The organism is Streptomyces brasiliensis (assembly GCF_014647875.1).
GTDB classification, from domain to species: Bacteria; Actinomycetota; Actinomycetes; order Streptomycetales; family Streptomycetaceae; genus Streptomyces; species Streptomyces brasiliensis.
In genome coordinates, this window is the sequence record NZ_BMQA01000112.1 from 1 (window position 1) to 15,113 (window position 15,113).

Genomic DNA, 15,113 nt, shown 5'->3' on the forward strand with positions numbered 1-15,113 from the left:
GCGCGAAAGGGTGACCGCCAACGCCGCCTGCAGGACCATGAACGCGGTCGCGCCCTCGGCGCGCCCCAGCTCCACCACCCGCTGATGCACCTCGGCCGACACCCGCAACGGCACCTGGTGACCTACCTGGCTCGCCACCGCGGGACGTGGCCGGTCCACCGGCAGTGCCAGTTCCAACGGGACCCCGGCCAGCGCGTGGCGCCAGTACTCCACCTGCTGCGACAGCAGGCTCGTCGGATCCGACTCCACGCCCAGCAACTCCCGCTGCCACAGGGCGTAATCCGCGTACTGCACCGGCAACGGCTCCCACACCGGAGCCTCACCCTGCAACCGCGCCGCGTACGCCATCGACAGGTCCCGGCCCAGCGGGGCGTGGGACCAGCCGTCGGTGGCTATGTGATGCACGACGAGGACCAGGGCCCGCTCGTCTGCTCCCAGGTCGAGCAGCCACGCACGGATCGGCAGCTCCGCCGACAGGTCGAACGCGTAGCTCGCGGTCTGCGCGATGGCGTCGGTCAGGGCGTCGGGCTGTACGTCGGTCACCGTGAGGCGCCAGTCGAGTTCGTCCGGGGCGAGGATCTGCTGGTACGGCTCGCCGTCGGTGGAGCGGTAGACGGTGCGCAGCGGCTCGTGGCGGGCGATGACGTCCCGCAGTGCCGCCGCCAGTGCCGGGACGTCCAGCGCGCCCGTCAATCGGATGGCCAGGGGGATGTTGTAGGTCGGGCTGGGGCCGGCCAACCGGCCAAGGAACCACAGGCGTTGTTGCGCGAAGGACAGCGGAAGGCGCTCCGGGCGCGTGCCCGCTCGGAGCGGGAGACGGGCCCGGTCGCGGCGGGGTCCTTCGACTCGGGCCGCGAGGTCCGCCACCGACGGTGCCTCGAACAGCGTTCTGATCTTGACTTCCGCGCCCAGCCTGGAGCGGATCCGGGACAGCAGCCGGATCGCGAGCAAGGAGTGCCCGCCCAGGTCGAAGAAGCTGTCGTGCACTCCGACCTGGTCCAGGCCGAGGACCTCGGCGAAGATCTCGCAGAGCGCGGTCTCGGTGGCGCCCGCCGGTTCCCGGCCGTGGTGGACGGCCGTGCCGTCGTCGGGGTCGGGCAGCGCCGCGCGGTCCAGTTTGCCGTTCGCGGTCAACGGCAGCTCGGAGAGCGCCACTTCGGTCGCGGGCACCATGTGTTCCGGCAGCCGCGCCGCCACGAACTCCCGCAGGTCCCGGGTGCTGGATGCGCCTTCGGCGAGCACGACGTAGGCGACGAGCCGGTCGCCGCTCGCGCCGTCCTCGCGGGCGACCACTGCGGCGCGGGAGACGGCGGGGTGCTCGACCAGGACGGACTCGACCTCGCCGGGTTCGACGCGGTAGCCGCGGATCTTCACCTGGGCGTCGGCGCGGCCGACGAACACCAGGTCGCCGTCGGCGGTCCGCTTGACGAGGTCGCCGGTGCGGTACATCCGCTCGCCGACGCCATAAGGACACGCCACGAAGCGTTCCGCGGTCAGCGCGCGCCGTCCCACATAGCCGCGTGCCAGCGCGGCGCCGGCGACGTACAGCTCGCCGATGACGCCGGTCGGCACCGCGGCGAGCACGTCGTCGAGCACGAACAGGCGGGTGTTGGCGATGGGTGTGCCGATCGGGACCACGCCCTCGGCGAGGGCCGTGGGTGACAACTCGGCGGTGGCCACTCCGATGGTGGTCTCCGTCGGCCCGTAGTGGTTGAACACGCGTCGGTCGGCGGCCGCCGCGACCAGGTCACGCGTCCAGGCGGCGGGGGCCGCTTCGCCGCCGAGCACCAGGGATCGGGCGGGCAGCACGGCGTCCGTCCCCAAGTCCGCGGCCAGCGCGGCCAGGTGTGACGGCACCGCCTTGACGTGGTCGATCCGCTGCTCACGCAGATACTCGGACACGGCGACCGGGTCGGTCACCGCTTCGGAGTCCAGGACGTGCAGCTGCCCGCCGGTGGCCAGGCTGAGGAAGACCACCGTGTTGCCCAGGTCGGTCACCTGCGGCTGCAGCAGCCCGTACCGTGCGCCCTCGCCGGTCCAGTCGAGCCGCTCGGAGACCGAGGCCACGTAGTTGGCCAGCGCTCCGTGGGTGACCGCGACGCCCTTCGGTGTGCCCGTCGAACCCGAGGTGTACATCACGTAGGCGAGGCCCGCGGGTGCCGTCACGACCGGGACGGCCGGTTCGGGCCCAGCGGGGTCCGCGGGGTGCAGCGCCTCGTCGATCGTCGCTACCGGCACCCCCGCCGGTGCTGCGAAGCTCGCGGAATCCGAGTCCTGGTCCACGAGCACTACGCGCGCGCCGCTGTCGGCGACCATGAACGCGATTCGTTCGGGCGGCAGTTGGGCGTCGAGGGGCAGGTATGCCGCGCCGGCCTTCCACACGCCCAGAATCGCCGTGATCATCTGGACGCCGCGCGGCAGCCACAGTCCCACGACGGACTCGCCGCCCACGCCCAGGTCACGCAGGTATCGGGCGAGTCGGTCGGCGGACGCGTCCAGCTCGCGGTAGGTGACCTCGGTGCCGTCGGCCACGAGGGCCGTCGCGTCCGGAGTCGCAGCCACCTGGTCCAGGAACAGGCGGGTGAGGGCGGGGCGCGGCCCGGGCGCCGCGGTGGCGTTCCACTGGTGGATCATCCGGTGCCGCTCGTGGGCGTCGAGTACCTGGATCGCGTGCAGCGGCGTGTTCGCGGTCTCGGTCACCGTCTCCAGGACCCGGACGAACCAGGCGGCCATCCGGTGCGCCGTCTCGGCGTGGAACAGGTCCTCGGACAGGGTCACCAGTGCGCGCAGTCCCGCGGGGCGCCCCTGGTCGTCGAAGGTCTCACCGACGGTGAAGTGCAGGTCGTAGCGCGCCGCAGGCGCTGCCGCGGTGTCCACGTCACTCGTGCCGACGCTCGTCATGTGGACGCCGGGCAGGTCCAGTTCGGCGCGTTCGACGTTCTGCACGGTGAGCATCACTTGGAACAGCGGGTGCCGGGCGAGCGACCGGGTTTCGACAAGTTCCTCGACCAGTCGCTCGAACGGCACGTCCTGATGCGCGAGGGCCCCGAGACTGGTCTCCCGGACCTGTGCCAGGACCTCCCGGAACTCCGGGTCCCCGGACAGGTCGGTGCGGATCACGAGGGTGTTGACGAAGCTTCCCACCAAGTCGTGCAGTGTCGCGTCGGCACGTCCGGCGACCGGGATGCCGATCGGGACGTCGTGGCCGGCGCCGAGCCGGGACAGCAGCACCGCCAACGCGGCCTGCAGGGCTATGAACGAGGTGACGCCCTCGGCACGGGCGAGGTCCACCAACCGCTGGTGGAGCTCGGCGCCCACCTGGAACGGCACCCGGTGTCCGCGACGGCTCGGCACCGCCGGGCGCGGCCGGTCGGTGGGCAGCATCAGCTCTTGTGGGGCTCCGGCGAGAGTGCGCCGCCAGTACTCGATCTGGGTCGCCAGCAGGCTGTCCGGGTCGGACTCGTCGCCCAGCAGTTCCCGTTGCCACAGCGCGTAGTCGACGTACTGCACCGGCAGCGGGGTCCACGCGGGCACCTCGCCCCGTGCCCGTGCCATGTACGCAGCCGACACGTCTCGTCCGAGTGGCGCCAGCGACCATCCGTCACTGGCGATGTGGTGCAGGACGAGCACCAGTACGTGTTCGTCCTCGGCGACCCGCAACAGCGAGGCCCGGAACGGCACTTCCTCGGCCAGGTCGAACGCGTGCCGGGTGGCCCGCGTCACCGCCTCGGCGACACCGGCCGCGTCGACCTGACGTACCGCCAGGTCCCAGGATTCCAGGTCCGGCATGTCGAGGATGCGCTGGTACGGCTCGCCGTCGGCGGTCGGGTACACGGTGCGCAGCGGCTCGTGGCGCGCGATGACATCCCGCAGCGCCGCCGCGAGCACGGGAATGTCAAGGTCACCCGTGAGGCGGATCGCGGCGGTGGTGTTGTAGGTCGGGCTGGGGCCTTCGAGCTGGGCGAGGAACCACAGACGGCGCTGCGCGAACGACAGCGGCGGCCGTTCGGGACGGGGCCCGGCCGTCAACTCCAGCCGTACCGGGGCCGCGCCGGTCTCGGCGAGGCACTCGGCGATCCCGGCGACCGTGGGCCGTTCGAACAGCGCCGACAGCGGAAGCTCCGCGCCCAGCACGACGCGGATGCGGGACAGCAGTCGTACGCCGAGCAGGGAGTGCCCGCCGAGTTCGAAGAAGCTGTCGTCCAGCCCCACCGTCTCGAGGCCCAGCACCTCGGCGAACGCCCCGCAGAGGATCTCCTCCTGGGCGGTCGTCGCCGTGCGCCCCGCGCCGGCGCCGCTCGCGTAGTCGGGGGCCGGCAGCGCCTTGCGGTCGAGCTTGCCGTTGCCGGTCAGCGGCAGGTCGTGCAGGGACACCACAGCTGCCGGGACCATGTAGTCCGGCAGCTGCCGCGCCACCAGTTCCCGCAGGGCGTCGCCGTCGAGCGGGGCGCCGTCGTCGTCGGGGACGACGTAGGCCACCATCCGCACGTCTCCCGGGGTGTCCTCCCGCGCGACGACCGCGGCCCGCGCCACCGCGGGGTGGGTGCGCAGGACGGCTTCCGCCTCGCCGGGCTCGATGCGGAACCCGCGGATCTTCATCTGGTCGTCGGCGCGGCCCAGGAACACCAGGTCGCCGCCGGAGGTCCACTTGGCCAGGTCGCCGGTGCGGTACATCCGCTCACCGGGACCGAACGGGCAGGCCACGAACCGTTCGCTCGTCAGGCCCGCGCGGCCCACGTAGCCGCGTGCCAGGCCGGCCCCGGCGACGTAGAGCTCTCCTGGCACCCCGACCGGCACCGGGGCGAGCCCGTCGTCCAGCACGTACAGGCGCGTGTTGGCGATCGGCCGCCCGATCGGCACCGCGCCCTCGATTCGCTGACCGGCCCGCACCTCGTGGATCGAGCAGCCGACCACGGTTTCGGTCGGGCCGTACTCGTTCACCACCACCGTGTCCGGCGCCGCTTCCAGCCAGGACGACACCGCCTGCGACGGCAGGGCCTCACCGCCGACCACCCAACGCCGCGCCGCGCGCGCCAGTTGTTCGGCAGGCAGCAGCTGGGCGAGCATCGGGAGGTGTGCCGGGACCACCTTCACCAGGTCGAACCCGCCGCCGGAGCACAGCACTTCGGCCAGCCCCTCGACTCCGCCGTCCTCGCTGACCGAGATCGCCGCGCCGGCCACCAGCGGCACCAGCAGGCTCGTCACGGTCAGGTCGAACGCCGGTGACGAGTACAGGACGGCGCCGCCGTCTCCCACGTCGTAGGCCCGGGCGGCCCAGTTCACGTAGTTGGCGAGTCCGCCGTGGGTGACCGCGACGCCCTTCGGCCGGCCGGTCGACCCCGACGTGTACATCACGTACGCCAGTTCCGCGACGCCTGGCGATGCGGGCCCGACGTCGCCGACGACCGCGGTGTCGAGGGCGTCGACGGCGATCACGGGCACGCGCACCACCGGCAGGGCGTCGAGGATGTCCTCGGTGGTCACCAGGGCCACGGCCCGGCTGTCGGCCAGCACGAAGCCGACCCGCTCGGCCGGGTTCGCCGGATCGATCGGCAGGTAGGCGGCGCCCACCTTCCACACCGCCAGGACGCCCGCCACCGCGTCGACGCTCCGCGGCAGGCACAACCCCACCACCGCGCCGGCACCCACGCCGAGCCCGGCCAGCACGCCCGCCAACTGCTGAGCACGCGCGTCGAGTTCCGCGTAGTCGACCGTGCGGTCGCCGTCGAGGACGGCGGTGGCGGTGGGTGTCCGCTCGACCCGCCGCTCGAACGACGCGAGGACCGAGTCGCCCGGCAGGCCCGTCGCGGTGTCGTTCCACTCGACGAGCAGGCGGTCGCGTTCCGCGGTGTCGAGCACGTCCACGGCGTGCAGCGGGATGTCCGGGTCGGCGGCCACCGTCTCCAGCACCCGCAGGAGCCGCTGCGCGATGTCGGCCACCGTGGGCGCGTCGAACAGGGCGTCGGCTCCGATGACGACGCCCGCGAGGCCGTCGGGGCGGCCGTGCTCGTCGAAGACCTCCTCGATCATCACATCGAGGTCGAACCTGGCCACCGACATGTTCGACGGCAGCAGCTCGACGGCGACCCCGGGCAGGTCCAGGACCGCGCCGGCCGTGTTCTGCACGGTCAACATGACCTGGAACAGCGGGTGTCGGGACAGGGACCGTTCGGGGGCCAGTTCCTCCACGAGCCGCTCGAACGGCACGTCCTGATGCGCGAACGCGTCCAGGCTCGTCCGGCGGACCCTGGCCAGCACCTGCCGGAAGTCCGGGTCTCCCGACAGATCCGTGCGCATGACCAGGCTGTTGACGAAGAACCCGACGAGATCGTTCAGCGCCTCGTCGGTGCGCCCCGCCACCGCCGCGCCCATGGGGATGTCGTATCCGGCGCCCAGCCGGGACAGTGTCACCGCCAGAGCGGCCTGCAGCACCATGAACGCCGTCACGCCTTCGGCGCGCGCGAGGTCCGCCAGCCGTGCGTGCGTGTGCGCCGGGACCCGCAGCGGGATCCGGTGGCCCACCTGGCCCGGCGCCGCCGAACGCGGCCGGTCCACGGGCAATGCCAGTTCCTCCGGCGCTCCCGCCAAGGTGCGCCGCCAGTAGTCCAGTTGGACGGAGAGGCGACTGCTCGGGTCGACGCTCTCCCCCAGCAACTCCTGCTGCCACACGGCGTAATCGGCGTACTGCACCGGCAGCGGTTCCCACGACGGTGCCTCGCCGCGCGCCCGCGCCGCGTACCCCGTCGACAGGTCGCGCCCCAGCGGGCGGTGGGACGAGGCGTCGGTGGCGATGTGGTGGACGACCAGGATCAGCACGTGCTCGTCAGGCGCCGTGGCGAGCAAGGTCGCGCGGATGGGCACTTCCGACGCCAGGTCGAAGGCGCAGCCGGCCGCTTCCGCCCTGGCTTCGTCCACATCCTCGGGCGCCGCCCGGCGCACGTCCAACTCCCAGTCGAGCTGCCCCGGTTCGAGGATTCGCTGGTAAGGTTCGCCGGCCACGGTGGGAAAGACGGTACGCAGCGATTCATGGCGCACCAGCAAATCCCGTAGAGCCGCGCTCAATGCCGCGACATCCAACGGGCCGTGCATTGCCAAGGCAATGACGTTGTTATAGGTGAGACCCGAATTCTCCAGCTTGGCCAAGAACCAGAGCCGACGCTGCGCGAACGACAACGGGATCATCGATGTCTCTCCCCAGGAGCTCGAATGCGACGCCGTAACACCACCCAGGCGTTACGCACCGCCCCAGCCGGCTCGGCCATTCCAGCCCATGCGGGGAATATGAGCAAGGTGTGTCTGAATAGGGTCGACGACCCTTGTTCAACTGCGCGGATGCCTCAGTTGAACGGCGCGCGCTCCGCCCCATCGGTGAGGGCGGAGCGGTGGCCGGCGGTCGTCAGCCCTCGTCGGTCCCGATCTGCTTGTTGCAGGCGCTGAAGGCCTTGACCAGCTTGTCCTTGTCCACGGTGCCTTCGACGGTGACGTCCAGGGTCCCGGGCTTGGGGTCCTTGGCGTTGATACCTTTGCCGCGCAGACACTCGGCCTTCTTCAGCGCCAGGTCCTTGTCAGCTTCCGTGATGTCCTCGTTGATGTCGTCGCTGGGGGCGTACTTCGCGCAGGCCGCCCGTGCCGCTTCGGCTTTCGCCTTGGAACCGCCGTCGGGCTTCTCGATATTGCTGTCCTTGTCTCCACCCTCATCCGGGGCGGGTTCCGGAACGTCAACCCCTTGCTCGGCCATGCACTTGATGAACTTCTGCATGCGGTCGTAATCGGCATCCCCCTGTGAGGGCGCGGCCTTCTTCGGGGATGAATCGTCGCCGCACGCGGTCAGTCCGAACATGGCGGTGGCCGTCAAAACCACCGCGACGAAGTTGAGTTTCTTCATGCTCATCAGCATGGCTGCCGCCAGGTTTCGCCTCGGTGACCGTCAGCGTTAACCGAACTCTTACAGCGATCGCGCGGCCGGAGCGGCACACGAAAAAACGGGTGCCTCCGCGCCCATGAGCGGACGCGGAGGCACCCCGACGACCGGCCGGGGGTTGTCGGTCGTCGGTCAGGTGGTAGCGAGGGCCTCCGTGGGAGTGAGGCCGGCGGCGCGGCGGGCGGGGTAGATGCCGGCGACGGCGCCGATCGCGACGGCGGCCAGGGCGCCGCCCGCGATGGCCTGGCCGGGCAGGGTCAGGGGCCAGTCGCGGTAGAGGGCGTAACCGAGGCAGGCGGCAAGACCGATGACCACGCCGGCGGCCCCGCCGAGTGCCGACAGGCTCACCGACTCGGTGAGGAACTGCAGCCGGATCTGTCCGCGGGTCGCGCCCAGCGACCGCCGCAGCCCGATCTCCTGCCGGCGCTCCAGCACCGAGATCACCATGATGTTGGCGATGCCGACGCCTCCGGCCAGCAGCGCGATGGCGCCAAGGCCGAAGAACAGCGCGTTGAAGGTCTCCTCCGCGGCGGCCTGGGCGGTGAGCGCGTCGGAGGGGCGGCTGACCTGAACCTCCTCCGGGTTCTTGGGGTTGATGGTGCGCCCCAGCACGTCGCGCACCGACGACACGGCCGCGTCCGTGGACCGCTCGTACAGGGAGGTGACGTGTCCGTCGAACCCGAGGCGGGCGGCGTAAGGCCAGCCGATCAGGGCCGAGCGGTCGATCTCGGGGGCGAGCGGCAGCTCGTCGAGGATGCCGACGACCAGGAACCACTGGCCGCCGATGTACACGTTCGCGTCGGCGCGGTCGATGCCGAGCCGGTCGGCGGCGTCGGCGCCGAGCACCACCGACGGGTACTGGCTGGTGGCGGAGTTGAGGAAGGCGCCGGAGCGCACCGTGCCGCTGAGCGTTTTCAGCAGGTTGGTACGGGTGGCCTGTACGGCGACGCCGCTGGTCTTGGCCGAGGAGATCTTGTCCGTGCGTCGGACGGTCGCGTCCTCGACCAGGCCGATCCCGGACACGCCGGTCACGCCGGGGATGCGGGAGACCATGCCCTCCGCGTCCGTGGGGAGCTTCGCGGCGTCGCCGCTCAGCGTCGTACCGGGTTTGGCGGTGAGCAGGTTGGTGCCCATCTCCTCGATCTCGGCCATCAGCCCGGCCCGGCTGGCGCTGCTGAGGCCGACCAGCGCGACCATGGCGGCCACCCCGATGGCGATGCCCAGCGCGGACAGCACGGCCCGCAGCGGCCGGCCGCGCAGTCCGTCCAGGCCGACCGCGATCAGGTCCCTTCCGCGGAGTCGGGACGTCTCGGGCAGTTCCCTCATGTCAACACCCCTGTATCGGCCTGGACTTGGCCGTCGCGGATCTCCAGGCGCCGCGGCAGCGCGGCCGCGACGTCCAGGTCATGGGTGATCACCACGATCGCGGTGCCATCCCGGTTCAGCTCGCTGAGCAGCTCAAGCACTCCCGCGCCGGATGCCGAGTCGAGGTTTCCGGTCGGCTCGTCGGCGAGCAGCAGCGGCGGGTTTCCCACCACCGCCCGGGCGATCGCGGCCCGTTGCTTCTCGCCGCCCGACATCTGCTGCGGACGATGGTGCAGACGGTGGCCGAGGCCCACCCGCTCCAGCGACGCTTTCGCCCGCAGCCGGCGCTCCCGGAGCGAGAGGCCGTGGTACAGCAGGCCGGTCGCGACGTTGTCCAGGGCGGACAGGTGCGGGGTCAGGAAGAACTGCTGGAAGACGAACCCGATCCAGTGCGCCCGTACCGCGGACAGCCGCCGGTCGGGCAGCGTGGCCACGTCGTGTCCGTGGATGAGGACGCGTCCCGAGCTCGGCCGGTCCAGCGTCCCCATCAGGTTCAGCAGCGTCGACTTGCCCGACCCCGAGGGGCCCACGATGGCCACCAGTTCACCGGATCGGATGGTGAGCGATGCCCGGTGCAGGGCCCGCACGTTGCCGCCGTAGACCTTGCTCGCCTCCTCCACGGCGATGACCGCGGCCGGCTCCTGTGCGGCCTCGATCCCTGCGGTCATGAGCGCGGCACCTGCACCTTCATGCCCTCGCGGAGGTCGCCCTTCACCTCGACGTTGTTCCCGTCAAAGATGCCGAGCTCGACCCGCACGGAGCGCACCTTCCCCTGCGGGCTCACCACCTTCACCCGATAGCCGCTGCCGGCGGCCAGCAGCGAGTTGATCGGTACCGCCAGTACGCCCTTGTGCTCGGTACTGGTGAAGCCGACCGTCACCGGTGCCTGGTCCAGGTTGCCCGCGCTGCTCTGCTTGTCCAGCTCGATGTAGACCGGGATGGTGGCGTCCTGCGTGCCCTGCCCGGTCTGGGACTGGGAGTTGCTGCTGCCCGCGGTCGCCACCCTGCCGACCGACACGATGTGTCCTTGGGTGGTCTTCTTTCCGGGCAGTGTCACCCGGACCTTCGCCCCCTTCTTGGCGATGTCCTGATCACTGACCGGTACGTCCACCGTGATCCACCGCTCGGTGCTGCTGACGGTGAACAGGTTGCCCTTGGCCGGGGCACCCGGCAGTGCCTTGACCTCGGTGACCCGAATCGCGTCCTTCTGCACCGCCACTTCGCCCGGCTTGACCACGCCGTTCTCGGTGACCCCGAGAGCCTTCTGCCATTCCTTCACGGCCGACTTGGTGGCCGAGCTGAACTCCTGGTCGACGGCCAGGTAGCTGCCGTAGCCGAGCGCCTGCAGATTGCGTTCGAGTTCCAGCACGTCGCGTCCGTCGGACATCCCGACCTTGAGGTCCCGCCACAGTGGCACCGACCCGTAGATGAGCGGGACGGGACGGGCGTTCGCCTCGAAGACCCGCTCGCCCCGCTTGATCACATCGCCGTTTGCGGGCAGCCACGTGAGCCGTCCGGAGCTCTCGGCGAGCACCGTGTAACGGCCTCGATAACCCAACGTCCCATCTATCTCACTGGTGTTGACCATATTCGTGCGGAGCACCGGCTTCGTCGGCAGCGACGACAGCGGCTGCTTGGGCGTGCTGTCGTCGTCGCGCCCCACCACATACACCGCGGTCGCGGCGCCCATCGCCAGCACCACGACCACGCTCAGCGTCTTCCAGGGCACGCGCCGGCGCCCCGTCGGCGGCGGCTCCTCCTCGTACTCCGGGTCCAGCTTCTGTTCCAGCTCCAGCTCCTGTTCCTGCTCCGGAACCCGCGCCTGGGCCGTGGTCTCAGACTCGAACATGATTCAGCCTCCACGTGTGCCGCTCGGCACGGCACGTCGGGCCGAGGGCGAGGACGACGGCCTTCATGGCCACGGGATTTGAAAGTACCTGCATGCCTTAGAGAGTGGATTGCGGCAGGTTTCCCGACGGTGAGCGAGAACCTTAACCGCCCCCTTATCCCGCGGCCTTCGCCGACGGCCGCGCTGTTCAACTGTGGCCGCGCCGAAGTTGAACAGCGCAGGCTTTCACACGCTTCGACTCCGCCGGTACGGTCACTGACGCATCGGCCACCCGTGCCGCTTGGGACCGCGACAAGAGGAGGATTCCGTGGCCATGATGGGCGGCCCGCGCATGGGTCTGATGCCGCTCGGCGCAGACAAGTCGATCACCAAACAGAAGATCAAGCCGGGCACGGTGCGCCGCATCGTTCCCTATGCCCTGCGATATCGCTGGTCATTGGCGGTGGTCATGCTGACGACGGTCGCCGGTTCGGCCATCACGGCGACGAGCCCGCTGCTGCTGAAGATAGTCATCGACGACGGAATAGCGCAGCGCCGGGAAGGCTTCGTGGTGGGCTTCGCCCTGCTCGTCGCCGCCCTGTCGCTGGTGGAAGTGCTGGCCGCTTTCACACAGACCTGGTTTTCCGGGCGGGTCGGCCAGGGCATCATCTGCGACCTGCGCTGCCAGGTGTTCGAGCACGTCCAGCGGCAGCCACTGGCCTTCTTCACCCGCACCCAGACGGGAGCCCTGGTCAGCCGGCTCAACACCGACGTGGTCGGCGCACAGCGAGCGATCACGACGCTGCTGTCGCAGACGCTGTCGACCCTGCTGACCCTGGTGCTCGTGCTGGTCACGATGTTCTACCTGTCGTGGCAGATCACTCTCGCGGCGCTCGTGATGATCCCGTTCTTCCTGGCTCCGGCCATGCTCGTCGGCCGCCGACTGCAGCGGCTCACCCGCGAGGGCATGCGCCAGAACGCCGACATGGGCTCGCTGATGAACGAGCGGTTCAACGTGTCGGGCGCGATGCTGGCCAAGCTCTACGGCCGCCCCGAGGACGAGTCCGAGGGCTTCACGCAGAAGGCGGTCGAGGTCCGTGACGTCGCGATCAGGACAGCCGTCTGGGGGCGCGTTCTCGTCCTCATCGCCACGTTGATCGCCGGGGTGACCACCGCGCTCGTCTACGGCCTCGGCGGCGTGCTGACCATCCACGGCACGCTCCAGATCGGCACCCTCGTCGCCATGGTCGCGCTGCTGCTGCGGCTGTACGGGCCGATCAACCAGCTGTCCAACATGCAGGTCAACGTCATGATCGCGCTCGTCAGCTTCGACCGCGTCTTCGAGGTGCTGGATCTCAAGCCGCTCGTCGACGAACGCCCCACCGCCCGACCGCTCCCGCTGGACGACGGCCTCGCCCCGGACATCGAGTTCGACGAGGTCTCCTTCCGGTACCCGGCCGCCGACGAGGTGTCCCTGGCCTCCCTCGAGTCGATCGCGCTGCGCACGCCGGCGCGGGGTGGCGACGCCATGGTCCTGAACGAGGTGAGCTTCCACGCGCCGGCCGGCAAGCTCACCGCGCTGGTGGGCCCTTCGGGCGCCGGCAAGACCACGGTCACCAGCCTGGTCCCCCGGCTGTACGACGCCCTCTCCGGGACGGTACGCGTCGGCGATCACGACGTACGCGATCTGACCATGCGGTCCCTGCACGACACGGTCGGCGTGGTCACTCAGGACGCGCACCTGTTCCACGACACGATCCGGATGAACCTGCTGTACGCCCGGCCGAGTGCCAGTGAGAAGGAGCTGGTCGAGGCATGCGAGGCGGCCCGGATCTGGGAGATGATCTCGTCACTGCCCGACGGTCTCGACACTGTGGTCGGCGACCGCGGTTACCGCCTCTCCGGTGGCGAGAAGCAACGCATCAGCCTCGCCCGGCTCCTGCTCAAGTCACCGCCGGTCGTCATCCTCGACGAGGCCACCGCGCACCTCGACTCCGAGTCCGAGGCGGCGATCCAGCGGGCGCTCAACGTCGCCCTGGCGGGCCGCACGTCCCTGGTCATCGCCCACCGGCTGTCGACCATCCTGGAAGCCGACCAGATCCTCGTTCTCGACGGCGGCCGGATCCGCGAACGCGGAACCCACACGAGCCTGCTCGCCACCGGCGGGCTCTACAGCGAGCTCTACCGCACTCAATTCGCAGGACAGCACTCGAACGGCACACCCAAGAATGTCGCGAACAAGGCGGGCATCTAACCCGGCCTGCCGCCAAGAGAAGAGGTCAGTAAGATGCCAAATCCCTTTGAGGACCCTGACGCAAGCTATGTGGTCCTGGTCAACGACGAAAACCAGCACTCGCTGTGGCCCGTCTTCGTGGATGTCCCGGACGGCTGGCAGACCGTATTCGGAGAGGCAGCTCGGGAAGAGTGCCTCGCGTACATCGAGAAGTCGTGGACCGATATACGGCCCAAAAGCCTGATCGAGGCCATGAAGGAGAATTGACCGCGGTCACACCCGAAAGACACCACGCGCGTTTGGAGGACGTGTTGGACACCGTTGAGTCAGGCAGTGGCGCCTGGCGGCCATACGAGATAGGCGCTGACAAGACCGGCGCGTCCGCCCTCGTCGATTGGCTCGACGAGCTGGGCGCCGACGTTCTTGCCGACCTGCTCACCGAGCGCAAGGCGCTCATCTTCAGGGGCTTCGGCGTCTCGCCCGAGGCGATCGAGCCGGTGCTCTCCCGGCTGGTGCCGGACCGCCTGCCGTACGTGCACGGCAACTCGCCGCGCACCAAAGTGGGTGGCAATCTCTACACCTCGACCGAGTACCCGCAGAAGTACACCATCTCCATGCACAACGAGCTCAGCTACGCCCACCGCTGGCCGACCCGGCTCACCTTCTACTGCGAGAAGTCGGCGGAAACAGGCGGCGCCACTCCGGTGCTCGACGGTCAGCTCTGGCTCGACTCGCTCGACGCCGAGGTGCGCGAGGCGTTCGCCGGCGGCATCCGTTACGTCCAGAACCTGCACGACGGGTTCGGCTTCGGAAAGAGCTGGCAGGACACGTTCGAGACCGACGACCGCGCGGCGGTCGAGGAGTTCCTCAGGCAGTCACGGGCCGAGTGGGAGTGGGGCCCGGACGGCCTGCGCGTCACCCAGCTCCGCCCCTCGACCACCAAGCACCCGGTCACCGGCGCCGAGGTCTGGTTCAACCAGGCCGACCAGTGGCATCCGGCCGGACTGGGGGACGATGCCTCGGCCGAGCTGTACGACATCCTCACGCCCGACGAGTTCCCGCAGTACGTGACGTTCTCCGACGGAACCGCGATCCCTGACGCGTACATCGAGCAGATCATCGATCGTGGGCTGGAGAGCGCCGTCGACGTCGATTGGCGCAGCGGCGACGTACTGCTCATCGACAACGTCCTGCTCGCCCACGGCCGACGCCCGTTCGAAGGGACCCGGCGCGTCCTGGTGGCGATGTCGGACACCTGACGGCCGTTCGTCGAACCGGGCGGTAGAGGTCAAGTGGGCTGCCTTGTTCGTGCCGATAATTACGTTCGAGCAGGCCACCACAGACATGGCGTCGATCGCGCGGCGCGGCAAGATGGTCACTCGTGATGCTCCGTCTCGCTTACCTGACCGCATTTCGCCTCTTCGCCGCCCTGCGCCTGCTGCGCACGAGTGACCACGCCAAAGTCGCCGAGATCCTCGCCCTGCGCCACCAGCTCGCGGTGCTGGAACGCCAACTCGGCTAGAGGTAGACGCGCATGCCGGACCCCGAGCCCGGACGGCGCACTCGCCATCCTGTGCCCGCTTCCGAAGCCCTGGTTGCGCAGTTCGGCGACACCGACGGCGATGTTCACGGCACCAGAGAGGATCTTCTTGACGGCCTTGCTGCCGTCGGGTCCCTCAGGCGCGGAGGCCGCGTCGAGCTTTAGTGGGTCTTCATAGTTGAGCGGTGCGGAGGTGCCCGCGGGCTCGGCGGGTGGTGACGCAGCG

Annotated in this window: 9 protein-coding genes; 3 read left to right on the top strand and 6 right to left on the bottom strand. The window is 69.9% G+C overall.

The features are described 5' to 3' along the window. From IEZ19_RS46940 to IEZ19_RS46960, 5 genes are all read right to left on the bottom strand, one after another. Window positions 1-7,182 (bottom strand): non-ribosomal peptide synthetase (locus tag IEZ19_RS46940; protein ID WP_189317505.1); only part of this gene is annotated, 7,182 nt, incomplete at its 3' end. A gap of 214 nt (window positions 7,183-7,396) precedes the next feature. Next, window positions 7,397-7,885 (bottom strand): hypothetical protein, encoded by a 489-nt coding sequence (locus tag IEZ19_RS46945; protein WP_189317506.1) that lies wholly within the window; start codon window positions 7,883-7,885, stop codon window positions 7,397-7,399. 168 nt (window positions 7,886-8,053) lie between these two features. Further along, complete coding sequence (locus IEZ19_RS46950) at window positions 8,054-9,247, bottom strand: ABC transporter permease (RefSeq protein WP_189317507.1); 1,194 nt, start codon at window positions 9,245-9,247, stop codon at window positions 8,054-8,056. Beyond that, complete coding sequence (locus tag IEZ19_RS46955) at window positions 9,244-9,954, bottom strand: ABC transporter ATP-binding protein (RefSeq protein ID WP_189317508.1); 711 nt, start codon at window positions 9,952-9,954, stop codon at window positions 9,244-9,246. Before IEZ19_RS46955 ends, IEZ19_RS46950 begins: the two co-directional genes overlap by 4 nt. Next, complete coding sequence (locus IEZ19_RS46960) at window positions 9,951-11,135, bottom strand: efflux RND transporter periplasmic adaptor subunit (RefSeq protein ID WP_189317509.1); 1,185 nt, start codon at window positions 11,133-11,135, stop codon at window positions 9,951-9,953. The genes IEZ19_RS46955 and IEZ19_RS46960 overlap by 4 nt, the downstream gene beginning before the upstream one ends. 313 nt (window positions 11,136-11,448) lie before the next feature. Here IEZ19_RS46960 and IEZ19_RS46965 point away from each other — a divergent pair, with 313 nt between their 5' ends. The 3 genes from IEZ19_RS46965 to IEZ19_RS46975 are packed head-to-tail and all read left to right on the top strand — an operon-like array spanning window position 11,449 to window position 14,606. Beyond that, window positions 11,449-13,368: an ABC transporter ATP-binding protein gene (locus IEZ19_RS46965; protein WP_189317512.1), complete on the top strand. Its 1,920-nt coding sequence runs from the start codon at window positions 11,449-11,451 to the stop codon at window positions 13,366-13,368. Between the two features lie 33 nt (window positions 13,369-13,401). Continuing rightward, complete coding sequence (locus IEZ19_RS46970; RefSeq protein ID WP_189317510.1) at window positions 13,402-13,614, top strand: MbtH family protein; 213 nt, start codon at window positions 13,402-13,404, stop codon at window positions 13,612-13,614. Window positions 13,615-13,658: 44 nt separating this feature from the next. Further along, entirely contained in the window at window positions 13,659-14,606 is a 948-nt protein-coding gene (locus IEZ19_RS46975) for a TauD/TfdA family dioxygenase (RefSeq protein ID WP_189317511.1), read from the top strand. Between the two features lie 116 nt (window positions 14,607-14,722). On the opposite strand, the gene IEZ19_RS52185 is transcribed toward IEZ19_RS46975, so the two are convergent. Continuing rightward, a partial coding sequence (locus IEZ19_RS52185; RefSeq protein WP_229841641.1) for an abortive infection family protein occupies window positions 14,723-15,113 on the bottom strand: 391 nt, incomplete at its 5' end.

What these genes read in the sequence shown, in the direction of transcription:
- IEZ19_RS46945 (WP_189317506.1), bottom strand. Translation starts at nt 7,885, where the DNA reads ATGAAGAAACTCAACTTCGTCGCGGTGGTTTTGACGGCCACCGCCATG.
- IEZ19_RS46950 (WP_189317507.1), bottom strand. Translation starts at nt 9,247, where the DNA reads ATGAGGGAACTGCCCGAGACGTCCCGACTCCGCGGAAGGGACCTGATC.
- IEZ19_RS46955 (WP_189317508.1), bottom strand. Translation starts at nt 9,954, where the DNA reads ATGACCGCAGGGATCGAGGCCGCACAGGAGCCGGCCGCGGTCATCGCC.
- IEZ19_RS46960 (WP_189317509.1), bottom strand. Translation starts at nt 11,135, where the DNA reads ATGTTCGAGTCTGAGACCACGGCCCAGGCGCGGGTTCCGGAGCAGGAA.
- IEZ19_RS46965 (WP_189317512.1), top strand. Translation starts at nt 11,449, where the DNA reads ATGATGGGCGGCCCGCGCATGGGTCTGATGCCGCTCGGCGCAGACAAG.
- IEZ19_RS46970 (WP_189317510.1), top strand. Translation starts at nt 13,402, where the DNA reads ATGCCAAATCCCTTTGAGGACCCTGACGCAAGCTATGTGGTCCTGGTC.